Consider the following 25,353-nt stretch of genomic DNA (forward strand, 5'->3'; position numbering starts at 1 on the left):
GCCACAAGAAGACCGGCCCTGCGGCAGGCGTGTTGGGCCTGCCGTGTTCAGGCTGCCAGCAGTTGTGGGACGGGCCTCCGGGTTGAGGCAACGGTCTGGCGAACCGCTTCGTGGCTCAGTTTGAAGATGGACACGGCCGCCACCAACTGCTGTGCCTGGTGCTCCAGGCTTTGGGCTGCGGCTGCGCTTTCCTCCACCAAGGCGGCGTTCTGCTGGGTGGTCTGATCCAGCTGGGAGATGGCCTGGCCAATCTGGGCCACACCCGCGCTTTGTTCAGCGCTGGCGGTGCTGATGTCGCCCACAATGCTGCTGACCCGCGAGATGGCCTCAACCACCTCCCCCATGGTCAGGCCCGCCTGGTCGACCAGATGGGACCCCTGCTCCACTTGCGCCACACTGGCCCCGATCAAGGCCTTGATTTCCTTGGCCGCCTCGGCGCTGCGACCGGCCAGTTGGCGCACCTCGCTGGCCACCACGGCAAAGCCGCGGCCCTGCTCGCCGGCCCGCGCGGCCTCCACAGCGGCGTTCAGCGCCAAGATATTGGTCTGAAAGGCGATGCCGTCGATCACGCCAATGATGTCGCCGATCTTCTTGGAGCTGTGGTTGATGCCCTTCATGGTGTCCACCACCTGGGTCACCACCAAGCCGCCCCGGCTGGCCACCTCAGAGGCGGTGTGGGCCAATTGATGCGCTGTGTGCGAATGGTCGGCCGTGTGACGCACCGTGATGCTGAACTGGTCCATGGTGGCAGCGGTCTCCTGCAAGGCGGTGGCCTGTTCTTCGGTGCGCTGGCTCAGATCGATGCTGCCCATCGACACCTGCGCCGAGCCGGTGGCAATGGAATCGGAGGCACCGCGCACCTGGCTGACGATCCGGACCAGGCTCTGCTGCATCAGGCCGAGCGAATCCAGGACACTGCCCGAAGGCGCCGAAGCCACGCCCTCGACCGGGCTCAGATCGCCGTTGGCAACCCGTTGAGCAGCCTCCCCCAACAAGCCGGGCTCTGCGCCCAGGGCTCGGCCCAAGCTGCGAACAATCCACCCACCCGCCAGAATGGCCATGGCAAACGCCAACAGGCAGGCCGCCATGAGCCAGTTGCGCTGTGTCACGTAATGCGCTTCAGCCGCATCGATCAGAGCGGCCGACCGGTGGGCGGTGACTTCGGCATAGGCATTGGTCTTGTCAATCAGCCTGGCCAGCAAGGGCCGGCACTCATCGTTCATTTTGGCAATGGCCTCTTCACGTCTGTTTTGCAGGCCCAGTTGCACGATGGCCAGGGCCACCGGCCCGTAGACCTGCTCAACCTGCTCGATGTCTGCGACCAACGCCGTGACGTTGGAAGGCACGTCACGGCCCGCCACCATCTCTTTCAAGGCCGCCAGATCCGTCTGGACTTGCTGATGGGCACGATGGACGGCCGCCTTCTCAAGCTCGAGGTCGCTGGCTTGGGTGACCAGGACCAGATTGCGGGCAGCAATTGCCCGCGCATCCACTTCTGAGCGGATGCGGGCCACCAGGATCGCGCGGGCATTGATGCCCTGCACAAAGGACTCAAAGGCCCCGTTGGCCTCCTGGAGCGCATTCACGGCAATGCCCGCAGCCAGCATGACCAGGACAGCCAAGCTGCCAAAGGCAGCGCACAACTGGGTCCGCACGGAGAGACGTTGTAGGGTCATCGGGCACCTCGGTACTGAATCGTTGAAAGAACATCGAATTGATCAAATTGTCCAGTCAAATACCAATTCAAGCAATTAACAATGATTACTCAGATGAAAATGCGGGTCACTATCAATTCATGGTGATTTCTGCTAAAAGTTCGCATCGCGACCACGGCAGGGATGACGCGCCATGCGCCACCCACCCAATCGATACCAAGCTCAAGGCCGGCCCACAGACCTTGCCCTGCCGAGAATCCAAGACGTTTGGCCCTTAGAACGTCCATCACCGGCAAGTGCCGGTGCGCACGCAGTTGCACCGCCCCAGCCCCTTGAACCAGCGCGCCTTCTCTCCCTTGCAGGCCCCTCTCAGAGCGTCAGGGCTCGGACCTGGACGTTCGTCAGCGACACAATGACCCCGTTTAAATGCGGGATATGGCATTAAAAAAAGATTTATTTGATACATTTGGCAAAACCACTTTGACACCGGCCTGACATGCTGAGACAAGCCCTGCACGACACCCTGAGCCCGCGGCTGCGCACTCAGTTGATCCGCCGTGCATGGGCCGGAACTGGCATCGTGGGTGTCTGTCTGGCGGCCCTCGCCACGTTCTGGCTTTACGCCAGCCAGGCCAGCCTGAAGGCCCAGGCCTTCGAGACCGCACGGGTGACGGCGCAGAGCCTGCAAAAAGTGATCGAGCTTGATCTGCTGCATCTGGACAGCCTGCTGACCGATGCCGAATGGCGTCGGCACGCTCGGCTCGCGACCGGGTCGTTTGAACAAGCCAGCGGACAGACCCTGCTGGCCCAGGGCCTGATGGCCGTGGGAAGGCTCGACCCGGCGGGCCGACGAATCCGATGGAACAGCCGAGAACCGATCGCAGGATTGCCCGCTCTGGAACAAGAAATCATCGGGGCCTTGCAGGCCGCCAGTACAACCAGGCTGTCGGTCCTGGCCTTGGTTCAACTGGCCCAGCCTGATGGGCGGTGGGTGCTTGTGTTGGGTCGCCAAGGGCTGAGCCCGGCCGGGGACAACGATGGGGCGGTCCTTGGCTTGCTGCCCGCAGCGCATTTTCAATCCTTGATGGACACGGTCGCCATGGGGCCACAGGGCGCCATCAGCCTGCGCCATACCCCCTCGATGCGCCTGCTTGCCAGCAAGCGCTTCGGGCCGGGTGGCGAGGCACAAGACCCCTTCGGTGAATCAAGACTGTCCGACGACTTTCTGCATGCTCTGGCCCGCCAGACCGACACGGGCGAATTCACGGCTCGCGGCGACGTCGACTCCGTGGAACGCAACTATGTCTACCTGAGCGTGCCCGACCAGGCCGTGACGGTGATCGCGGGTGTGGCCACCGCAGGCTATCTGCACCTCTGGCGCCTTCAGGCGCTGCAGGTGATGGCGCTGGCCCTGCTGGCACTGAGTGTCATCGCCTGGTACACATGGCTGATCTACCAGGCCTGGGACCGCGAGTCGACCCATGCCCAAACCCTGGCTCGACAGGGCCAGCGCCTACAGGCGCTGCTGAGGATGGCCAGCGACGGCACCCATGTGCTGGATGCCAGGGGCACACTGATCGAAGTGGGGGACACCTTTCTGACGCTGCTGGGCTATCGGCGCGCTCAGTTGATCGGTCGCCCCATGTCCTTGTGGCTGCCAGGCTTCAGCCCGCGACACGTCCAGGTGTGGGGCCGGATGCTGGATCGGCGGCCCCATCTGCGCCGCGAAGCCCAGTTTCGAAGAGCTGATGGGCGGCAAGTCTGTGTCGAAATCTATGCGGCCAAGGTGACCCTCGATGGCCAGGCGCTGGTGTTCTGCTCGGCTCGGGACATGACCCACCGAAACGAACTGGAGGCACGGCTCAAGGCCTCCAATGACCGCGCACAAGACCTCTGGGACAACGCACCCTGTGCCTACCACGTCATGGACGATCAAGGTACTTTCCTGCAGATCAATGCCACGGGCCTGCGCTGGCTGCAACACCCCAGTGACGACCTGATCGGGTTCAGGTCGCTGGCCGACTTCCTGGCGGGAGACGATCGACAGGTTTTTGCCAGGCTGCTGGACAAGGTCCGGACAGAGGGCCTGGCCCAGGACATGGAGGTGGACCTGCTGGCCACAGTGGACACGCCCAGGCGCCGGGTCAGCCTCAGTGCAACCGCCATCCCCCAGGCCTCAGGCACGCACCGGCAGATACGCACGGTCATGTACGACGTCACCAGCCTGCACCACATGCAGCAACGACTCGATGGCCTGGTCAATGAGCAACAGGCCATGCTGGACAACGACCTGATCGGCATCTTGAAGCTGGTGGACCGCAAGGTGGTGTGGATGAATCGCGGGGTGACCCGGATCTTCGACTTTGAGCAAAGCGAGCTGGTGGGGCAACCGATTCGCGCCCTGTACGCGGATGAGGCCAGCTACGTCCGGGTTGGTGAGCAGGCCTACTCGGCGCTGTCGGACCGGGGACGCTATCGCACGGAAATCCAGATGCGTCACAAGAACGGCAACATCCTCTGGATCAAGGCTTTCGGCAGCCATCTGGCGGGCAAGGAAGGCGAGTCGCTCTGGTTGATCGAAGACGTCACGCAGGCCCACCAGTTGTTCGAGAAGATCGAGGCACTGGCCTACCACGATGGGCTGACCGGATTGCCCAACCGAAGGATGATGACTGATCGGCTGGAGACGGCGATTGCCAACGCACGCAGAAACGGGCTGGTGATTGGTGTGTGCTTCATGGACCTCGATGGCTTCAAGGCCGTCAATGACCAGAACGGTCACGAGGCGGGCGATCTGCTGCTGCAAGAAATAGGTCGCAGGCTGGAGCGTGAGCTCAGGCCTGCAGACACGGTGAGCCGCACCGGAGGCGACGAGTTCGTGCTGATCCTGAACCCTCTGGGCACCAGGCGCGATCACGAGCAGGTCCTGAATCGCATCCTGGCCTGCGTGCGCCAGCCCATCGCACTGGGCAACGGCACCGAGGTATGCGTGGGCGCCAGCATCGGCGTGTCCTTCTTTCCAGACCACGGCAACACGGCAGACATGCTGCTGCGCCAGGCCGACCAGGCCATGTACGAAGCCAAGGCCCAGGGCCGAGGTCGGATCTGCGTGGCAGCCCTGCCCGAAACGCCAACGAGCGACCCCATGGCGCCAGCGCCTCAGGCCATCCTTTGCACCAATTGAGGCGCCCCCTGCGCATCGCCTGTCTTGCCCGCCGTTCCCGCTGGACAGAATTGAGAGATGAACGGTATCCTGAGCGCCACAAGCCATGAAAGCTTGGCCCAGCGTGGACTATCGACCCGCGCGAACGGCCACCATCAAAACATCAGGCTGAAGACTGTTCATCGCAGTGCACCGACCCTTGAGGGACGGCCAGAAAAACAATAAATGAGCACCGATGCCGTGTCGCACATCGACAGGCTTTGACGTCAACAGCTCAACCCTTGAGGGAGGGGTATGCAGGGTCTTGCAGGGTTCAATCCGTCTTGCCGCCATTTGCTGGACGCCACGCTGAACGTGGTGCCCCACGGCATGGCCTTGCTGGACACAGACTTCCGATATCTGAGCATCAACACCTGCCTGGCCCAATCGAACGGCCTGCCCGTCGACGCCCACCTGGGCCGGACCGTGCGCGAAGTGCTGCCCACGGCGGCCGATCGGATCGAAGAGTTGCTGCAGCGTGTGCTCAGCACAGGCTTGCCAGTGATCGACGAGGTCGTCATGGAGCCCGGCGTCGAGCCCGGCCCGGGCGCGCCACGTGAGGCGGCCCGCTGCTGGCGGGCCAGCTACCACCCCTACCGCGACGAGCAGGGCTCGCTGCAGGGCGTTCTAGCGCTCGTGCAGGACGTGACCCTGCAGCGTCAGAACGAGTTGCAGAACGAAGCCCATGAACGGCATCTGCAAAGGCTGCTCAATACCTTGTTCGCCTTTGTCGGCATCCTCTTGCCCGATGGCACGCTGATCGAAACCAATCAGGCGCCGCTGGACGCCGCCGGCATCGGCATGGACGCTGTGCTGGGGCGCAAGTTCTGGGACTGCCACTGGTGGAACTATGACCCCGGTGTGCAAGGGCAGCTCAGGGATTCGGTGGGCCAGGCCGCCCAGGGCGAGGTGGTGCGTTTCGATGTGGTGATGCGGTCGCGCGAAGATGGCCGCATCACCACCGACCTGATGCTCGCCCCCCTGCGCGACAGTGCCGGCGTCATCACGCACCTGATCGCCTCGTCGATCGACATCAGCAGCCGCCAGCAAAGCGAACAGGAATTGAGGCAGAGCGAGGAGCGCTTCAGGCAGGCCGTGGAGTCGTCGCCGGACGGCATGGCCATGGTCGACATTCACGGGCGCCTGCAGATGGTCAACGGAAAAATGGTTGCATTGTTCGGCTACTCGCGCGAGGAGTTTCTCGGCATGACCATCGAGATGCTGATGCCCGAACGCTACCGGGCACGCCATCCCAGCCTGCGCCAGACCTTCTTCGCCCAGCCCTCTGCCCGGGAAATGGCACAGCGGCGTGAACTGTACGCACGCCGCCGTGACGGCAGCGAGTTTCCGGTGGAGATCGGCCTCAACCCGATCACCACCAGCCAATCCCAGCGTGTGCTGGCCACCATTGTTGACGTGACGGATCGCAAGGCAGCCCAACTGCAGATCGAGCGGGCCTTGGGCGAAAAGACCGCCCTGTTGGGGGAGGTGCATCACCGTGTCAAAAACAACCTTCAGGTGGTCTCCAGCCTGCTGAGCCTGCAGGCACGCCATGCCCCGCCCCAAGCCCAGGCCTTGCTGGAAGAAAGCCAGCGCCGGGTCAAGGCCATGGCCCTGATCCACCAGCTGCTGTACGAGCGGCACGACTTCAACGAGATCGACCTGGGGACCTACCTGGAACGGCTGGCCAGCCTGCTGCGCGAATCGATGCTCCGGGGCAGACCGCATGTGCAACTGCTGGTGCACCACCGCCACAAGGTCGCACTCGACCTGCAACGTGCCGTGCCCTGCGGCTTGCTGGTCACGGAACTGGTGACCAACGCACTCAAACACGCTTTCCCGGACCAGCGGCCCGGCGAGGTCCAGGTCATCCTGGACCGTGATGCACAGGGCCGGGGCCGCATCGTGGTCAGCGACAACGGCATCGGCCTGCCTGAAGGACCGGCGTTGGGCCAGGCCCGGTCGCTGGGCTTTCAGCTGATCCCGCTGCTGGTGGAGCAGCTGCAAGGCCAGTTGCACATGGCAAGTGAGCAGGGAACCCGCTTTGACGTGGTCCTGCAGCCGTTGGACGACTCCACCCAGGAACACCGGGACGTGCCATGAAAAACACCCGCATCCAGATTGTCGAAGACGAACGCATCGTGGCACTCGACCTGAAGCAGGCCCTGGAGGCCCTGGGGTGCGAGATCACAGGCATCGTGGCCACCGGCCCCGCAGCGATCGAATTGGCACGGCGAAGCCCACCCGACCTGATCCTGATGGACATCCACCTGGAAGGACCGATGGACGGCACCGAGGCGGCCCGCGCGATCCGATCGGTCGTTCCTGTGCCCATCATCTTTCTGACGGCCTACGCCGAAGACGACAACCTGCGCAGAGCGGCGGCCAGCGCACCCTATGGTTACCTGGTCAAGCCCTATGAGATGCGCGAGCTGCGCGCCACCTTGCAGATGGCCCTGAGCCGCCGCACCGCCGAGCTGGACATCGAAAGCGCCGAGGAGCGGCTGCGGCTGGCGGTCGATGCCGCTGAGCTGGGTGTATGGGAGTGGGACACGGACAGCGGACACCTGAAGATCGGAGGGCATTTCTCACGCATCGTAGGGGGCGCCCCCACGACCTTTCTGGAAGGTGAGAGCGCCTTGCTCCATCAGGTCCATGGCGACGACCGCGCCGTGCTGGTCGAGGCCCTGCAACAACCTGGCATGGCCTGCGCCACCGTGCGCCTGCAGCGCGATGCCGGGGTGCATCTGTGGGCCGAGATCCACGCAAAACGGCACGGTGAGCACCGCGTTGTCGGGGTGCTGCGCGATGTGACAGAGCGCAAGGAAATGGAGGAAAAGCTGCGCCAGGCCAGCGTCGTTTTCCGCACCACGGCCGAGGGCATCGCGATCATGGACAAGCAACAACGCATCGTGTCGATCAACCCAGCGTTCACCCTGCTGACCGCCATGGAGCCCGACGAAGTGATTGGCCGCACGCCAGACGAGGTGTTGCACGCGCGTCGGCACAGCCCGGTCTTCTACGAACGACTGGAGGCTTCGGAACACGGCTACTGGAACGGTGAAACCGTGTGTCTGAGGCGGTCCGGCGAGCGCTTCACCGCCTGGGAACACGTGTGCGCCGTGCGCGATGACCTTGGCCAGGTGGTCCAGTACGTGCTGGCCTTCTCCGACCTGAGCGCCATTCGCGACGCTGAACTGCAACTCAATCACCTGGCCTTTCATGACGCCCTCACAGGGCTCGGCAATCGCAACCTGCTGGCCGAGTGCATGGAGAGTGAAATCGAGCGTTCCCGGCGCTCCGGCATACCGATTGCGTTGATCTTCATCGACCTGGATGGGTTCAAGACGATCAACGACACCCTGGGCCATGCCGTGGGTGACGAGCTGCTGAAACAGGTTGCGCAACGCCTGCGTGGAACAATCCGACGCGCAGACATGGCGTTTCGCCTCGGCGGGGATGAGTTCGTGGTGCTGGCACCCGACATGCTTCGCATCGAGGACGGAGCCGGCCTGGCCGACAAGCTGTTGCGGGCCGTGCGCGAGCCCCTGGACTTGAGCGGTCACAAGCGCCTGGTGGTGTCGGCCAGCCTGGGAATCGCGGTCTTTCCAGCCAACGGCGAGGATGTGGACCACCTGATACGGGCTGCCGACAGTGCCATGTACGACGCCAAGCGACGGGGTCGCAACCGCTATTGCTTCTACGCGCCGGAGATGGCAGAGCGGGTTCATGAACGCATGCGGATCGAGCAGGGGCTGCGCCACGCCGTCGAACACCAGGAGCTGATGCTGTACTACCAACCGGTCGTGGCGCTGCCAGGGCGGCAGATCATCGGCGTCGAAGCACTGGTGCGCTGGCAACACCCCGAGAACGGACTCGTGTCACCGGCCCGGTTCATCCCCGTTGCGGAAGAATCCGGACTCATCGAGGCCGTGGGACGCTGGGTCTTGCACGCGGCCTGCCAACAAGGTGCCGCCTGGCACCGGCAAGGCCACCCAAACCTGACCGTGGCGGTCAACGTCTCGGTCCGCCAGATGGCGGCAGAAAACTTCATACAGGATGTGACCGAAGCGCTGGAGGACTCTGGATTCACGCCGCAATTTCTTGAACTGGAAATCACGGAAAGCCTGCTGCAGGAGTTGGAGCTGAGCCGGCGGGTGCTGTGGCAATTGCGATCCATGGGCATCCGCATCGCGGTGGACGACTTCGGGACCGGATTTTCTTCGTTGTCTTATCTGAAGCATCTGCCCTTGGATCGCATCAAGATCGATCAGTCCTTTGTGCGGGACCTGCCCGGCAATGCCAACGACATGGCCATCGTGCGAGCCATCATCGGGCTCAGCAAGACCTTGGAGATGGAAGTGACGGCGGAGGGCATCGAGACCGAGGCACAACTGGCCTTTCTGTGTGCGCAGGGCTGCCCCATGGGACAGGGCTATCTGTTCGCGCGCCCGATGCCGCCGCAGGAGCTGGCCGTTTTGCTGGGGCCGGGCAGCCCTTGATGGTTCGGGCTCCGGCGTGCCTCCGGGCGCCGCGTCAGGCCCTGGGTGCGGTCGGGGGCTGCGCCCGCGGGGGAGGCACCAGCGGGAGGTGCACGCTGAACGTTGTCCCGACACCGGGTGTTGAGTCGACCTCGATGCGGCCCCCATGCTTCTGAACGATGGAGTAGGAAAGCGACAGGCCCAGGCCGGTCCCTTGCCCAACAGGTTTGGTGGTGTAGAAAGGTTCAAAAATGCGCTTCTTGACGTCCTCGGACATGCCGCAGCCGGTATCCGACACCGAAACCACCACCCAACCGTCGCGCAACTCGGTCTGAAGCACGATCCGACCTTTGTCCTGGATCGCTTGCGCCGCATTGACAATCAGGTTCATGAACACCTGATTGATCTGGGCCGCCAGGCATTTCACCCGTGGCAGGACGGCGTAGTTCTTGATGACTTCAGCCTTGTACTTCACCTCATTTCTGACGACGTTCAGCGTCGAATCCAGCCCCTGGTTGATGTCGGCCTCTGCCCACTCATCGTGGTCCACCCTGGAAAAATCCTTGAGGTCTTGCACAATCCGCTTCACACGGTTGAGACCGTCTTCTGTCTCGCTGAGCAGGTTGGGCAGGTCTTCGGCCAGAAACTCAAAGTCAAACCGCTCAAATGACGCTGCGAGATCGGCCCAGGCGCGATCAGCAGGCGGGCGATCCTGCATTTTCAACAACGCCATCGCGGTCCGCCCGACCTCCAGCAGGTCTTTAGAATACCGACCCAATGCCCCGATGTTCGAACTGACAAAGCCAAGCGGATTGTTGATTTCGTGAGCCACCCCGGCGGCCAACTGCCCTATCGAGGCCATTTTTTCAGACTGAAGCAGTTGATTCTGGGCCTCTTCCAGCTTGTCATTGATATCCTTGATCCGATCAAAATTTTTCTGCAGATTTTCATGAGCAGTCTTGATATCGGTTCGATCCAGCAATAGCCACCACGAACTTTCGTCACCAGCGCCTGGTTGAGCCGGATATCCAATCAATTGAATCCAGCGCAGGTTTCCCAGATGGGTTTTCATTCGGGCTTCATAATTGAAAGCCGCCCCCGCCTTGAGCATTGGACGCGACATTTTTCGAATGAAGTCGTAATCATCGCGGCTGGCAAATATGTGCTCAACCCGCAATTGGTCGATGGGCAGATCTTGCAATTCGAACATTTCGACAAAGGTGTCATTCAATCTCGAAATCACACCGTCCTTGATCTTGACAATGCCAATGGGGGCATTTTCCAGCAGCGCCTCAATTTGCTGATGCTGCGCGCGCACCTCGGCCGTGCGTTCTGCCACCGACCACTCGAGCGCCAATTGCTGACGGCGCAGCGCGTCCTCGGCATCTCTGCGACTGGTGACGTCCTGCAAGGTTTCGATGGCCCCCACCAGCTGGCCCTTTGAATTGCGCAACGGCGCTGCCGAAAAATACAACCAGCAACCACTGGCGCCGATGTTCGGAAAGAAGTCTTCGGCCTCGACGGCATTCGGGATCAGGTTGGATTTCTTTCCGAGGCCCTTGTACAACACAGGCATCGCGGCATCCACCGAGCCTTCGATGATCAAATCGGCCAGAATCGGCCGAGCACTGACATAAAAAGGGCGCCATGCATCACGCCCGCCGACCATGGCCGCCTTGCTGACCCCGGTCAAATGCTCAGCCGCCGCATTCCAGTGGGTCACGACGTGGTCGGCATTCATGACCAAGGTCGCGACCGGGTCATTCTCGATGATCTGATTGAGTCGCTGCCCCATCTCCATCAAACTGTCCTGAACAATTCGAATGTCGCTCAGGTCCTGGCAGGTACAGATCACCACCGCCCGCTCTGCCATGGCATGTTTGACACCTGTGAGTTCGATGCATCGCGTCAAGCCGCTTGCGGAGCGGATGTCCAACTCGATCGACGGGGACGCCACGTTGCTGTCCAGGCAGGTGCGCAAGTAATGATTCGCCTTGGATGAATGCTCATCGGAGAAAAAATCAATGCCCGTCGTGGACTGCAGATCCGCCAGACTGCGGCCCAGCAAACGCAGCATCTTTTCATTGGCATGAACAATCCTTTGCCCATCGCAGACAAAGATGGGCTGACTGATGGCCTCAAGTATCTTCAATTCCAGAACACCCATCATCAACTCGCTGAAAATCCAGGTTGAACATCGCACCGTCCGGGACAGTTCCTTCAGTCGGAGGCGGCAGGTCTGAATTGAATCAGCCCCACACCAGCCAACTCCCTCTGATAGCGATCATCGGACGCCTTATTCAAAGCCATAGCAATATCTCGGCACAACTCGTCAGACACCCACGGCTTGATGAGGTATTTATATATATTCAACTCATTGACTGCAGTGCGCATGACTTCAAACTCTGTGGAGGCACTGAGCATCAGAAGAACGGCATCCGGCTGCAGTGCCTTGGCGATCTTGATGAACTCAAGACCACTCATGTCGGGCATCAAATAATCTGAAACGATGACATCGAACTCGATCTCACGCACCCACTCAAGCGCCTTTTGCAGGTCGGACGTGAAATAAATATCTGCCGTTTCAGACAGCGCCGGAAGCAGCACGCGCTTGAGTGCTGAAATGATATTGGGCTCGTCGTCGATGAAGATGATTCTTTGTTTCATGATCGATCCTCAGTCATTCTTGATGTGAAAAATATAATGACTCGATTCTCTGGCTTCACGCGACCGGATGCGTTTGATCAGGTCAGCATGAATCACATGACCGGCAGACAGCAGGATCAGCCCCTCGGGAGACATCAGATCCCGGGCCAGGCACATGCCGGCACGCAAGGCCTCTGAGCGCAGCTGCCGAGGTGGCTTTTCAGCTTGGGGTTGAGCTGCCAGCAGCATTTGCAGAAAGACATCAACGATTTCTGGATCAAACTGGCTGCCTCGCCCCCTGGAAATCACCAGCCGGGCATCCGCATCACTCAATCTGGCACTGGTGATGCGTCCGAAGCACAGGTCATCGTAGGTGTCGGCGATTCCGATGATGCGGGCCCCCAGCGGAATCTGCGTGCCGTGCAGCCGATCCGGAAATCCCGCCCCGTCATGACGCTCGTGATGCGAGCGGATGATGCTGGCAACCCCCTGCTGATCATCCTGCGACAACAGGATCTGCTCACCAAAAGAAGGATGCTTTTCATAGCGCAGCAAATCGTCGCCCTGCAACAATGAAACCGGCTTTTCAATCACCGAATCAGGGAGCGAGATCAACCCGATGTCATGAATCAGGCCGGCAATGAAAATATCTTGAAGCTCTTGTTCAGAACAATCCATGGCTTTGGCCAGTCTTCGCGCCATGTCGGCCACTCGACGCGAATGCCCAGCCAATAAACCCTCTCGCCATTCAAGCAGGGTCGAGAATATTTTGATGGAATTGATGTGGCTTTTTCTGATTTGTTGCGCCATGCGTTCGACTTCTTTGGTACGAGCTTGCACACGCTCTTCCAAGGATTCGTTCAGGCGATTCAATTCCTCATTTCTGGAAAGAAGCTCCGCTTGCAGACGCAGATTTTCTCTCTCCATGCGATGACGTTCAAAGGCTTGGTTGATAACCCCCAGTACCTCAATATCATTCCAGGGCTTGGCAATATATCGGTAGATCTCACCTTTATTGATGGCCTCGATGGTTGAACTGACATCCGAGTAGCCGGTCAACATGACCCGGGTGATCGAGGGCCACTTTTGCCGCGCAATCCCCAAGAACTCGGCGCCCTGCATGCCGGGCATTCGCATGTCAGATATGATCAAATCCACTTTTTCTTCTGCGAGCCGGGCAATCGCTTCCTCGGCACTGTTGGCGCCGAGAAATTGATAGCCACAGGGCTTCAGCAGCCTGCGCAGAGAACTCAGGATGTGAGGCTCATCGTCGACACACAAAATAGTCCAGCTTTCACTGGATTCTTGGGTCGAAGCAGTCATTGCGGGTCCTCTCTGCTGAGATATTCATTGGCCCGTCGCTCTGAAACCTGTCGCCATATTCTCAAAAGAAACGGTGCCTTGGTTCAGTCTACACAAGACCCGATCATTTTCAGGCTGGATTGACCCTGAATTTATCGACGACTGACAAAGCCTTTCTGCCATTCAATGCGCGCAGGCATCGGCCCCTGCCGGCGTTGATCCGGCTGGTGTCTGCTGCAAGGCCAAGCAAGGCAACGCTGCTTATTCAGCGACCCACCGATAGCGCTGCCCCGCCCGCTGCACCCGCCCGACCGAGCTGCCCGGAAAGTGCGAGCTGAAGTACAGGGCCCGCCGCTCGCTGAGTTCGTGGAGCAAGGCGCTGCGGGTGGCGCCGGCCTGGACCGGGTCTTCGCAAAAGACCGAACTCAGCGCCGGCGCCAACACCTGCAGCGGGTGGTGCATCACATCGCCACCGAACAGCGCGTGCTGCCCCTCTGACACCAGCCACAGGCTCATGTGGCCGGCCGTGTGGCCCGGGGTGGGCACCATCGTCAGGCCCGGCGCGATGACGGTGGGCTCGAAGCCAATGGGCAGATGCAGGCCGGCCTGCACCACGGGCTCGATGCTGTCGCGCCAGACCGGGGCCAGGTGGCCGGTGTGCTGGCGAATGTGCGCCAATTCAGGGGCTGGGAAGCGGTAGCAGGCCCGGCTGAACAAAGGCTGCCAGCGCCCGTCCAGCCAGTGGGTGTTCCAGCCCACGTGGTCGGTGTGCAAATGGGTGTTGATCACCAGGTCAACCTGGTCGGGCTGCACACCACTGGCCTGCAAGCGGCTCAGGTAAGCGGTGTTGAGCTGATGGAAGATGGCCTTGCCGGGCCGCTCGCGGCCATTGCCGATGCCGGTGTCCAGCACCACGGTCTGGCCGGGGCGGCGCAACACCCAGCTGTGGATGCTCAGGCGCAGGCTGCGGCCCTCATCGGCGGTGGTGCTGGCATCGGCCCAGGCGGTGCGCGCCGGCGCAGTGGCTTCATCCCAGGCCGGGAACAGGAAGGCAGGCGCAAAGTTGTCGATGCAGCGCTCCTCCACCTTCCAGATGGACCACTCGCCCACCTGGTGGACGGGGCCGGTGGGGGCCTGGGTGCCGAACAACTCGCTCATTGCAGGTTCTCCACGGTGATGTTGCGGGCCCGGATCAGGCGCTGCCAGAACACGGATTCGGATTTTTGACGGCTCGCCAGTTGCTCGGCAGTGCCCCCCGCGGGCTCGACGCCGGCAGCGCGCAGGGCGGTCTGGGCTTCGGACGTCTTGAGCCAGGCGTTCACCTCACGGCCCAGTCGCTCGCGCAGATCGGCCGGCACACCCCGGGGCGCAAACAGCCCCACCCATTGCTCGACAGCGTAATCCTTGAAACCCAATTCAGCCAACGTGGGCAGGCTGGGGTCCAGCGTGCTGCGCTGGGCCGAGGTGACGCCCAGGATCTGCACCTTGCCATCGCGTTGGGCCGCCAGGGCCCAGGGCACCTGGGCCAGGGCAAACTCGATGTGCCCGCCCAGCAAGGCGGCATAGGCCGGGGTGGCGCCCTGGTAGGGCAGGTGATTCAGGTCCACGCCGCTTTGTTGCTCCAGCAGCGCAAAGGCCAGGTGGGCCGTGCTGCCGATGCCCCAGGTGCCATAGCTGGCACTGCCGGGCTTGTCGCGCGCCAGGCGCTGCAGGTCTTGGGCGTTGCGCACGTTGACGCCCGCGCGCTCAACCACCGCCATGGGCACGCGGCCCAGTTCAAGCACCGGGTCAAACGCGTTGACCGCGTCGTAGCGCAGGGTTTTGGCAAACAGCAGGGGATTGACCACCTGGGTGTCCACATTGCCCATGAAGAAGGTGTAGCCATCGGCCGGGCTGGCGGCGGCATAGCCGGCTCCCACCATGCCACTGGCACCGGGCTTGTTTTCGACGATGACGGGCTGGTGCAGGCGCGCGCCCAGACCGCTGGCCAGGGCCCGCGAGGTGCCATCGACGGCACCGCCCGGGGCCCAGGGCACGATGAGGCGGATGGGCTTGTCAGGGTTCCAGGCCGGCGCGGTGCCGGCGGCCACGGGGCTGGCCTGGCCCAGCGTCGGCAGGGCCAGCGCGGCCATCAGGCCCAGCAACAGGGCAGAACGGCGAACCGCAGAGCGTGGATGGGTCAGGAGGCGAAGCGTCATGAGGGGCACCGGTTGGAGTTGAGGGTGCCATCCACTATGCTGAGCGAGAACCCACATCACAATTCATTCTTTTTGCTTGCTTGATGCCTCAAAAGCATCACCCGCACAAGGACACGCCCAACATGGAACTGCGCCATCTCCGTTATTTCGCCATGGTGGCCGAGCACCAGAGTGTGCGCGCCGCCTCGGAGCACCTGCATGTGACCCAGCCTGCGGTGTCGCGTCAGATCCAGGACCTGGAGGCCGAACTGGGCGTGAGCCTGTTCGAGCGCAGCAGCCGCGGACTGTGCCTGACCGAAGCAGGCCGTGCCTTCCAGGCCGATACCCAGCGCATCCTGGCCGCCGTGCAGGAGGCCAAGCGCTCGGTGCAGTTGCGGGCCGCCGGCCTGCTGGGCAGCCTGCGCCTGGGCCTGATCGAAAGCGCGGGCTGGGACGGCCTGGTGCCAGACGCCATCGGCCGCCTGCAGCAGGAAGCCCCAGGCCTGCGCATCCAGCTGTTTCCGATGAGCACACCGCAGCAACTGGACGCCTTGCAAGCGGGTGGTCTGGACGGCGGGTTCATCTATCCCTTTGAAGCCCTGGATTCGGCGTTGCAGTGCACGGCACTGGCCCGGCACGACGTGATCCTGGCCGTGCCCGAGGGTTCGCGTCTGGCCCAGCGCCCTCTGGTGCAGGCCAGCGAACTGGCCGACGAGCCCTTTGTGATGTTTGAGCGCCCGGTGTACCCGGCCTACCACGATCGGCTGATGGGGGCCTGCACCCAGGCCGGGCTGACGCCCCACATCGTGCAAGAAGTGGGCAGTGAATCGGCCGTGCTGTCGCTGGTGTCGGCAGGCATCGGCATCGCGCTGGTCAATGGCGCCAACCGGGGCCGGCCGCCGGCCCGGGTGCGCTTTGTGCCCCTGGCCGATGTCTCGGTGCCCCTGAGCTTGTCGTTTGCCTGCCGGCGCGAGGGCACCGGCCCGGGCCTGCAACGGTTTCTCGGTGCCCTGCAGCCAACGGCGCCTTCGCTCTTGTGATGCTTTTAATGCATCACAGCCAACAATCAACAGCATTGGCGGTTTCTGCGCATTGAATCGATAGTTCGGCTTCACGGGGCCGGCGGGTCTGCGGCGATGGGCGCTGCAGCGGTGGCCCCCTGAAACAGTTCACCTCCCATGCCCCCAGTTGACCCAGCGTCTGCACGTCCCTCCCTCATCAGCACCGACATCGACTTTGACCGACCCGGCCTGCAATCGGGCCACCTGCGCCTGCCCTACTCGCACGACCGATCGGGCTACGGCCACATCCCTGTGCCCATCGCGGTGCTGAATCACGGGCCTGGCCCCACCCTGCTGCTGACCGGGGGCAACCACGGCGATGAGTTTGAAGGCCCGATCGCCTTGATGAAGCTGATGCGGCGCCTGCCACAACTGCAGATCCGGGGTCGCCTGATCGTCATCCCGGGACTGAACTTTCCGGCCCTGATGCAGGGCACCCGCACCTCACCCATCGACCAGGGCAACCTGAACCGAGCCTTTCCAGGACAACGCAATGGCAGCCTCACCGAGATGCTGGCCCACTACGTGGACAGTGTGCTGTTCCCGCTGGCCGACGTGGCCTTCGATCTGCATGCAGGTGGGGCCTCCACCCACTACCTGCCCACCGTGCTGGCGGCGTGGCCCACCGACCCGAGCCAGGCTGAGCACTACAGCCGGCTGGTACATGCGCTGGGCGCACCGCGCACACTTGTGATGGACCTGCTGGGCGAAGACCGCACTTATGGTGCCGCGGCGGACCGCCATGGCCTGCTGTTCTTCTGCGGCGAATTTGGCGGCCAGGCCGTGTGCAGCCCTGAAGGCCTGGCCCTGGCTGAGGCCTGCATCGAGCGCCTGATGCAGGGCATGGGCCTGCTGCCCCCGACGCCAGCGCCGCAGCCCGACCCGGCCACCCGCCTTTACCGTGTGGACGGCGATGCCCACTATGTGTTCGCGCCCGAGCCCGGCCTGTTCGAGCCGGCCTTCCAACTGGGCGACGAAGTGCAGGCCGGACAGATCGCCGGCTGGATTCACGACCCCACCCGACCCAGCAGGCCAGCCACTGAGGTGCGCTTCAAGGGCTCGGGCCTGGCCCTGTGCATCCGCGCGCTGGCCCGGGTGGACGCAGGCGACTGCCTGGGTCACCTGGCAAGCCTGGTCCCCCTCGCTCGCGCCTGAGAGGCCGCTGCACGCCCGGTACCCACCCTGCAGTGCGACGGGGCGCGGCGGATCGATTTAAGTGTTAACCCTAGTTTTGTTTTTGATTCGTAAACTTATCATATGTATGCATATTGTATGTATGCAATAGATACCCCAATCGATCACAACAAAACGCCCATGACACCCACCCAAGCACCCACGCCACAAGACCCGCGCCGCATGCGCACGGTCTGGTGGATCCTGACCCTGGCCACGCTGGGCCTGATCTTTGACGGCTATGACCTGGTGGTCTATGGCGCGGTGGTTTCCACCTTTTTGCGCGATGACAGCCAGATCGGCAGCGTGACCCCGCACATCGCGGGCACCCTGGGCAGTTACGCCCTGTTCGGCGTGGCACTGGGCGCCCTTCTGGCGGGCTCAGTGGGCGACATCATCGGGCGGCGCAAGGTGATGCTGGCCTCATACGCCTGGTTCTCGGTCGGCATGGCCCTCACGGCCATGACCCACAGCACCGACGCCTTCGGGTGGATGCGTTTTGCCACCGGCCTGGGCATCGGCTCGCTGGTGGCGACGACCGCAGCCCTGGTGGCCGAGTACGCACCGCGTGACAAGAAGAACCTGTTCATTGCCATCAGCAATGGCGGCATTCCGTTGGGCAGCATGATGTCGGCCATGCTGGCCATTGCCCTGATGCAGCACATCGGCTGGCGAGGCATGTTCTGGATCGGCGCGCTGCCTGTGCTCACCCTGCTGCCGCTGGCGTATTTCAAGATGCCCGAATCGGTCGCCTGGCTGGCGGCGCGCGGGCGCACTGCCGAAGCCCAGGCGCTGTCGCAGCGCACCGGCGTGCCGCTGCCGCTGGCATCCACATCCACACCCTCACTCGCGTCCACATCCACGCCAGGTTCCACGACCGTTGACCCCACGCAGATCCGCAGCGGCTTTGCCGGTCTGCTGGGTCGGTACTACCTGGGCCCGACCCTGGTCCTGGGCTGCATGAGCGCCACCGGCCTGCTGCTGGTCTACTCGCTCAACACCTGGCTGCCTGAGCTGATGCTGCGCGCCGGCTACAACACCAAGGGCTCGTTGGCGTTTTTGGCGGTGCTCAATGGCGGCTCGCTGTTCGGTGCCATGGCAGCCTCGCGCTTTGCCGACCGGTTTGGCCCCAAGCCTGTGGTGGCCGCCAGCTTTGTGACGGGCGCACTGGCCCTGGCGCTGGCCACGCTGAGCCTGCCCCTGGCGGCGCTGCTGGCGGTGGTGGCCATCGTGGGCCTGGGTACCAGCGGCACACAGACCCTGATCTATGGCTTTGTCGCCAACTACTACCGCACCCAGGTGCGCGCCGCCGGCGTGGCCTGGTGTGCCGGCTTTGGCCGCATCGGGGGCATCGGCGGCCCCATCCTGGGCAGTGCCTTGATTGCGGCGGGCTTGCCGCTCAACACCATCTTCTACGTGCTGGCCTGCCTGGCCATCGCCGGGGCCGCGCTCACCCTGCTGGTGCCTTTGTCGCGCAGCGCCCAAGCGACCTGAGCGCCACCGTACCGGGCGACCGGCCCGCTTTCCGACTTTCGCCTTTCGGCCCCCAGCAGCTTGCTGGGGGCTTTTTCGTTCGCGCCGGCCCGGCAGACAGACACCTGCACCCCAACAGCCCCAGCGGATTCAAGGTGAGCAGCCCCTGATCAGGTCCGGCAAATGCGCTGTTTGATTTATTTCTATTAGGGACATAGAACAAATTTAATTTTTGCTTTTATTGCCATTTCAGGAACAGCCAATTGCTTGGCAAACGGTTTCTCTGGCGAACTGATCTCCCTACACTGAGCCCACTTGCCCGACAAGCGGCCCGTTTTGATCGGGATCGGTGCCCCACCCCGCCTGACCTCCAGTGCCTGGGCAACCGCTGTCCACCCCCTGTTCCACACAAGGCCCCAACCATGAACCGTCTGCTCAGCATGCAGGTCTTCTGCCGCGTGGTCGACTGCCAAGGCTTTGCCTCGGCGGCCCGCACCCTCGACATGTCGCCGCCCGTGGTCACCCGTTTGATCTCCGATCTGGAAACCCATCTTTCGGCACGCCTGCTCAACCGGTCCACCTCACGCAAGCTGGTGCTGACCGAGGCGGGCCGCATCTACCTGGACCAGGTGCGCCGCATCCTGGCCGACATCGAAGAGGCCGAGGCCTCGGTGCAGTCGGCCACGCAGCGGGTGGGGGGCCGGCTCAAGGTGCTGGCGCCCCCTTCGCTGGCCACCTATGAGCTGGTGCGCATCATTCACAGCTTCAAGCAAAAGCACCCCAAGGTGACGATCGAGCTGACGACCAACGCCCAAGCCGAAACCCTGGACGAGGGCTTTGACGTCTGCGTCGTCATGACCCATGCCCGGCCCTTGAACGGCGACTTTGTGGCACGGCGCCTGGCGCACTCGCAGCTGGTGTTGTGCGGCGCGCCCGACTACCTGAAAGCCCATGGGCGCCCGCAGCACCCCAAAGACCTGATCAACCATGCCCTGGTGGCCCTGCCTTTTGTGCACGACCTGAGCTTTCGCCGGCCCCCCGCCAGTGCCCGAGACAGCCAGCCCGACGAAAGCTATGCCATGGCCTTCAACCAGGTCGCGCTCAGCACCACCCAGTTGGAGACCGCCCGCTCGGCCGCGCTGCAGGGCCTGGGCCTGGTGGTGCTGCCGTCCTTTGTGGCGGCACCGGCCTGCACCAGCGGTGAATTGCAATGCGTGCTGGGCGACTGGCGGCTGCCAGCCCTGAACCTTCACGCGGCCATTCCGACGCGTGAGCACGTACCGGCCAAGACCCAGGCTTTTCTGGACCACCTGACGCAGGCCTTTCCCGACAGCGAAAAAGACCCGTGGCTGGGTCGCTGCACCCAAAGCGCCCATTGACCGCTTGCAGTGGACGCTGAAGTCCGCTGCGCCAAGAAAGAACCCATGACAATGCCCAGCGGGCGGGAATGGCTGTTTTCCGTCAAAACCTTTGCAGCCTCGATGCTGGCGCTGTACATCGCGCTGGCGCTGGGCATGCCCAGGCCCTACTGGGCCATGGCCACGGTGTATGTGGTGTCGCACCCCCTGACGGGCGCCACCCGCTCCAAGGGCGTGTACCGGGCTGGCGGCACCCTGTTGGGCGCCGGCGCCGCGGTGCTGCTGGTGCCCTGGCTGGTGAACCAGCCGGTGCTGCTCAGTGCGGTGGTGTCGTTGTGGACAGGCAGCTTGCTGTACCTGTCCCAGTTGGACCGCACGCCGCGCAACTACCTCTACATGCTGGCCGCCTACACGCTGCCCATGATCGCCTTCGGCGCCGTGGGCTCACCAAGCGAGGTGTTCAATATCGCCGTGGCCCGCACCCAGGAAATTCTGCTGGCCATCACCTGCGCCAGCACGGTGGCCGCCCTGGTGTTTCCGGGCCGGGTGGCCCCGGTGCTGGACCAGCGCATGGGCGTGTGGTTGCGCGACGCCGCGGCCTGGGCCACCGAGGCCTTGCAACCGGGTCGGTTGCCGGGCGCCAGCCGCCACCAGCTGGCCACCGACATCCTGGCCCTGGACCAGTTCATCGGCCAATTGGCCTATGACACCGCCAGCGTGGACGTGGTGCGCCATGCCCGCGAACTGCGCTGGCGCCTGAGCCTGCTGCTGCCCATGCTGTCTTCACTGCAGGCCGCGCTGGCCGAGCTGCGCCACCTCCCACCAGGCCTGCCAAAGGGCCTTGAGCAAGCCCTGGCGCAGGTGGTCCACTGGATGCAACACCCTGACACCCAGGCGCCCGCTGTCCCTGAGCTCCAATGGCTGAACCACGATGAAGGTGGCGCGGCCGGCCCTGATTGGCCTGCGGTGCTGACGCAGCACACCCTGGCCCGGCTGCACACCCTGGTCTGCCTGTGGCAAGACTGCCTGGCGCTGCGCCAGCGCATCGCCCGAAACAACCATGGCCGCACCGGCTTGGACGACTGGGTGCCGGCCTACCGTCGCCAGCACCTGGACAGCGAGGCCCGCCATGTGGACCACGGCATGGTGATGTTCTCGGCCCTGTCGGCCTCAGCGCTGAGCTTTGTGCTGTGCCTGCTGTGGATTGAAACCGGCTGGCAGCAAGGCGCCAGCGCGGTGATCATGGGCACCATCACGGCCTGCTTCTTTGCTGCTCAGGATGAACCTGCCCAAGCTCAACGCAGCTTTTTTGCCTGGACCTGCGTGGGCATGCTGTTGACCAGCGTGCTGCTGTTCTACGTGATTCCGGCCACCCATGATTTCGAAACCCTGGTGCTGGCCCTGGCCTTGCCTTTCCTGCCCCTGGGCACGCTGGCCTTGCGCCCAAGCTTTGCCCCCATGGCGATGACCTTGACCGTCTGCACCGCCTCTTTTCTGGGCCTGTCGGGGGCCTACGACGCCCAATTTGCAGACTTTGTGAACAGCAATCTGGCCGGCATCGCCGGGGCCTTCGGCGCGCTGGTGTGGACGCTGCTGACCCGCCCCTTTGGCACCGGCCTGGCCTTGCGCCGCCTGGTGCGCAGCCTGTGGCGCGACCTGGTGCGCCACGCCTGGGGGCGCCATCCGAGCGAACACGCCGCGCCGGGCGCCATGGGCGATCTCATGCTGGATCGCCTGAGCCTGCTGCTACCGCGCCTGGCCGCCAGCGCCCATGACCGGGTCACCGATGGTTTCAGTGAGCTGCGTGTGGGCTTCAGCGTGCTGGATCTGCAAGGCAGCGGCGCGCCCGCCGGCCCTGTTGCGCAAGCCTTGCGCCGGGTGCTGGGGGCCGTGGCCGCCCACTACCGGGCACGCCTGAACCAGACCCCCCGCCCCCACGCAGCACAGGCCTTGGGCCAGCGCATCGACCGGGCCCTGCACACACTGGCCAGGCAGGACAGCCCGCAGGCCCGCCTGGCCCGCCAGGCGCTGGCCGAGTTGCGCATCACGCTGTGCCCAGGCCGGCCGGCACCCGCACGGCCCCCGGTCACGCCCGACCCAAACGGAGCCCCACTGCATGAATGCCGAGATTGACCTGTACGGGGTGTTTGTCCCCAGCTTGCTGCTGCTGACCGTGCTGGCCCTGGGCCTGACCACGGGGCTGCGCCTGCTGCTGGCCCGGCTGGGCCTGTACCGACGGGTGTGGCACCGCTCCCTTTTCAACTTCTGCCTGTTCGTGGTCGTGCTGTCGGCCTGCGTGCAAGCCAGCCTGTGGTGGAAAACCTGAACCCATGAACCCCAAGCGCCCCATGCCCCTCTTGCCTACCCTGAAGCGCCGGGCCGTCCCGGTGCTGCTGACCCTGTTGATGGCCGCCGCTGCGGTCAAAGCCGGCGAACACCTCTGGGCCTATTACAACGGTGCCCCCTGGACCCGCGACGGCCACCTGAGGGCCGACGCCGTGCAGGTGGCCCCCGATGTATCGGGCCTGCTGACCGAGGTACTGGTGCACGACAACCAGCCCGTGCACCGGGGCGAGCTGCTGATGGTGGTGGACCGCGCACGTCACGAGCTGGCGGTGCGCCAGGCCGAAGCCGCCTGGCGCGCGCAACGCACCGTGGTGACCCAGGCCAGGCTGGAGGCTGAGCGCAACCACCGCCTCAGCGACCTGGTGGCCCGCGAAAGCCAGGAGCAGGGCGACGCCCGGCTGGAACAGGCCGAGGCCCAGTTGGCCAGCACCGAAGCCACCCTGGCCCTGGCGCGCCTCAACCTGGCCCGCACCCGCGTCACCAGCCCGGTGGATGGTTATGTGAACGACCGCGCCCCCCACGTGGGCGACTACGTGAGCACCGGCCGGCCGGTGCTGTCGGTGCTGGACCGGGCGTCCTTCCATGTCGACGGGTACTTTGAAGAGACCAAGCTCGACCACATCCACCTGCAGCAGCCGGTAGAGATCCGCATCATGGGCAGCGAGGTGAGGCTGCGCGGCCACGTGCAGAGCCTGGCCGCCGGCATCGAAGACCGCGACCGCAGCAACGGTGCCAGCCTGCTGCCCAATGTCAACCCGACTTTCAACTGGGTGCGGCTGGCCCAGCGCATCCCGGTACGCGTGGCGCTTGATGAGGTGCCGAGCAACTTCCACCTGATCGCAGGACGCACAGCCACGGTGTCGGTGCTGGATGAGCGGCCCACCTCGCAAGCAACGCCAACCCGCCCCGGGAGGCCGTCATGATCGCCCAGCCCCCGCCAACCCACCGCGCCGCGAGCCTGCACCGCTGGCGGCGCAAGGCCCTGGTGCTGGCCTGCACCAGCGCACTGGCCGCCTGCTCACCGCTGCCGCGCGCGCCCTTGCTGGCCGATCAGACCGTGGCTCGGCAGAGCCTGGCCCAGGCGGGCTTCGAGCAGGCGATGGGCCCGGCTGTGTCGCTGGGCCCGTTACCCGATCACTGGTGGCAGCTGTATGCCGACCCCGCACTGGACAGCCTGGTGCAGCAGGCATTGCAGGCGAACACCGGCCTGCGCGAGGCCCGGGCCCATCTACAGCGCGCCCATGCGATGGTGCAGGCTGTCGAGGCCGAGGCCGGCCCCCACGCCAGCGCAGAGGCGGCCGCCAAACGCGCCCAGGAGGCTGGTGAGACCTACTTGCTCAAAGAAAAGCTGCCCGTGATGAACGAGGGCAACCTGGGCTTCAGCGTCTCGTACCAGATCGACCTGTTCGGCCAGTTGGCCCGCGCCGAAGAGGCCGCCCACGCCAGCCAGCAGGCCACGGCCGCCGCGCTGGACGTGGTGCGCGTGAGCGTGGCCGCCGCCACCGTGCGCGCCTATGTGCAGGGCTGCACGGCCACCCATGAACTGCACAGTGCCCAGGCCGCGCTGGCCGTGCAACAGCGCCGGCTCGATCTGGCCCAGCGCCTGGTCGAGGCCGGCCGCAGCCCCCGCACCCTGGCGCAGGCCGCGCAGGCCCAGACCCTGGCACTGAAGGCGCAGCTGCCTGCCTATGTGGCGGCTCAGGACGCCGCGCACTACCAGTTGGCCGCCCTGCTGGGCTTGCCCCCCCGAGCGTTGGACCGCGAGCGCACCCGTTGTGCGGCGCCGCCACAGCTGGACCGACCTCTGCCGGTGGGCGACGGAGCCGCCTTGCTGCAGCGCCGCCCCGATGTGCGCGAGGCCGAGCGCCAGTTGGCCGCCGCCACGGCGCGCATCGGCGTCGCCACGGCAGCGCTGTACCCCAGCATCCACCTGGGCGCCTCGGCAGGCCTGAGCGGGGTGCTGGGTGACCTGGGCAACGCCTCCACCGCGCGCTGGGGCCTGGGCCCGCTGATCAGTTGGCAGATTCCGGACAACGCAGCGCGTGCCCGCGTGCAGGCCTCGCAGGCCGATGCCCAGGCCGCCCTGGCCCGCTTCGACGGGGTGGTGCTGAAGGCGCTGCGCGAGACCGAGACCGCCCTGAGCCGCTATGTGCATGCGCTGGACGAGCAAGCCCAGTTGGCACAGGCCCGCGAGCAGGCGGATCAGGTGGCCCAGGACAACCATCGGCTGCATGAGAGTGGCCGTGCGCCCTTGCTCAGCCAGCTGGAGGCGCAAGGCACACTGACCCGCCTGGATCAACAAGTGGCCCAAAGCCAGGGCCAGACTGCGCTGGATGAAGTCGCCCTGTTCCTCGCCCTGGGCGGCGGGTGGCAGCAGCAGGCCACCCAGCCAGGCAGTGCGCACTGAAGAAGTGCGCTGGCGCAGTGGGCAGCATGCGCCGGCCAAACCACACCAACACGGCGACCCGTGCGCAAAAAA

General features: G+C 64.1%; 17 protein-coding genes. 11 read left to right on the forward strand and 6 right to left on the reverse strand.

Features of this window, described 5'->3' with window-relative positions:
- Positions 1-47: 47 nt before the first annotated feature.
- Positions 48-1,676: a methyl-accepting chemotaxis protein gene (locus AC07PT_RS15370; RefSeq protein WP_494657181.1), complete on the reverse strand. Its 1,629-nt coding sequence runs from the start codon at positions 1,674-1,676 to the stop codon at positions 48-50.
- Between the two features lie 475 nt (positions 1,677-2,151).
- On the opposite strand from AC07PT_RS15370, the gene AC07PT_RS15375 reads away from it, so the two are divergent.
- The 3 genes from AC07PT_RS15375 to AC07PT_RS15385 all read left to right on the forward strand — a co-directional run bounded on the left by AC07PT_RS15375 (position 2,152) and on the right by AC07PT_RS15385 (position 9,359).
- Positions 2,152-4,839 (forward strand): diguanylate cyclase domain-containing protein, encoded by a 2,688-nt coding sequence (locus AC07PT_RS15375; protein ID WP_494657182.1) that lies wholly within the window; start codon positions 2,152-2,154, stop codon positions 4,837-4,839.
- Between the two features lie 273 nt (positions 4,840-5,112).
- Positions 5,113-6,960 (forward strand): PAS domain S-box protein, encoded by a 1,848-nt coding sequence (locus tag AC07PT_RS15380; RefSeq protein ID WP_494657183.1) that lies wholly within the window; start codon positions 5,113-5,115, stop codon positions 6,958-6,960.
- Positions 6,957-9,359: a two-component system response regulator gene (locus AC07PT_RS15385; protein WP_494657184.1), complete on the forward strand. Its 2,403-nt coding sequence runs from the start codon at positions 6,957-6,959 to the stop codon at positions 9,357-9,359. Before AC07PT_RS15380 ends, AC07PT_RS15385 begins: the two co-directional genes overlap by 4 nt.
- Positions 9,360-9,393: 34 nt before the next feature.
- Here the strand turns inward: AC07PT_RS15385 and AC07PT_RS15390 are convergent, their stop codons facing one another.
- The 5 genes from AC07PT_RS15390 to AC07PT_RS15410 form a co-directional block, all read right to left on the reverse strand.
- On the reverse strand, positions 9,394-11,508 hold the full coding sequence (locus AC07PT_RS15390; protein ID WP_494657185.1) for an ATP-binding protein: 2,115 nt from the start codon (positions 11,506-11,508) through the stop codon (positions 9,394-9,396).
- A 50-nt stretch (positions 11,509-11,558) separates the two neighbouring features.
- A complete protein-coding gene (locus AC07PT_RS15395; protein WP_494657186.1) occupies positions 11,559-12,005 on the reverse strand; it encodes a response regulator in 447 nt (148 codons plus the stop codon).
- A 9-nt stretch (positions 12,006-12,014) separates the two neighbouring features.
- Positions 12,015-13,307 carry a response regulator c-di-GMP phosphodiesterase, NosR family gene (gene nosR, locus AC07PT_RS15400; RefSeq protein ID WP_494657187.1) on the reverse strand — a complete coding sequence of 431 codons (1,293 nt, stop codon included), beginning with the start codon at positions 13,305-13,307 and terminating at the stop codon, positions 12,015-12,017.
- Between the two features lie 240 nt (positions 13,308-13,547).
- Entirely contained in the window at positions 13,548-14,444 is an 897-nt protein-coding gene (locus tag AC07PT_RS15405) for an MBL fold metallo-hydrolase (RefSeq protein ID WP_494657188.1), read from the reverse strand.
- Positions 14,441-15,484 (reverse strand): Bug family tripartite tricarboxylate transporter substrate binding protein, encoded by a 1,044-nt coding sequence (locus AC07PT_RS15410; protein WP_494657189.1) that lies wholly within the window; start codon positions 15,482-15,484, stop codon positions 14,441-14,443. The genes AC07PT_RS15405 and AC07PT_RS15410 overlap by 4 nt, the downstream gene beginning before the upstream one ends.
- A 122-nt stretch (positions 15,485-15,606) precedes the next feature.
- Here AC07PT_RS15410 and AC07PT_RS15415 point away from each other — a divergent pair, with 122 nt between their 5' ends.
- From AC07PT_RS15415 to AC07PT_RS15450, 8 genes are all read left to right on the forward strand, one after another.
- Positions 15,607-16,503, forward strand: coding sequence for a LysR family transcriptional regulator (locus tag AC07PT_RS15415; protein WP_494657190.1), 897 nt, complete (start codon positions 15,607-15,609; stop codon positions 16,501-16,503).
- A gap of 138 nt (positions 16,504-16,641) precedes the next feature.
- Entirely contained in the window at positions 16,642-17,679 is a 1,038-nt protein-coding gene (locus tag AC07PT_RS15420; protein WP_494657191.1) for a succinylglutamate desuccinylase/aspartoacylase family protein, read from the forward strand.
- 159 nt (positions 17,680-17,838) lie between these two features.
- Complete coding sequence (locus tag AC07PT_RS15425; RefSeq protein ID WP_494657192.1) at positions 17,839-19,191, forward strand: MFS transporter; 1,353 nt, start codon at positions 17,839-17,841, stop codon at positions 19,189-19,191.
- 401 nt (positions 19,192-19,592) lie between these two features.
- Positions 19,593-20,549, forward strand: coding sequence for a LysR family transcriptional regulator (locus AC07PT_RS15430; protein ID WP_492347646.1), 957 nt, complete (start codon positions 19,593-19,595; stop codon positions 20,547-20,549).
- A gap of 45 nt (positions 20,550-20,594) precedes the next feature.
- Complete coding sequence (locus AC07PT_RS15435; protein ID WP_494657193.1) at positions 20,595-22,661, forward strand: FUSC family protein; 2,067 nt, start codon at positions 20,595-20,597, stop codon at positions 22,659-22,661.
- Positions 22,645-22,854, forward strand: coding sequence for a DUF1656 domain-containing protein (locus AC07PT_RS15440; protein WP_492347644.1), 210 nt, complete (start codon positions 22,645-22,647; stop codon positions 22,852-22,854). Before AC07PT_RS15435 ends, AC07PT_RS15440 begins: the two co-directional genes overlap by 17 nt.
- 4 nt (positions 22,855-22,858) lie before the next feature.
- Positions 22,859-23,797, forward strand: coding sequence for an efflux RND transporter periplasmic adaptor subunit (locus tag AC07PT_RS15445; protein WP_494657194.1), 939 nt, complete (start codon positions 22,859-22,861; stop codon positions 23,795-23,797).
- Positions 23,794-25,281: an efflux transporter outer membrane subunit gene (locus AC07PT_RS15450; protein ID WP_494657195.1), complete on the forward strand. Its 1,488-nt coding sequence runs from the start codon at positions 23,794-23,796 to the stop codon at positions 25,279-25,281. Before AC07PT_RS15445 ends, AC07PT_RS15450 begins: the two co-directional genes overlap by 4 nt.
- Positions 25,282-25,353: the final 72 nt, after the last annotated feature.

It is taken from the genome of Curvibacter sp. GW821-FHT09D12 (assembly GCF_059416245.1).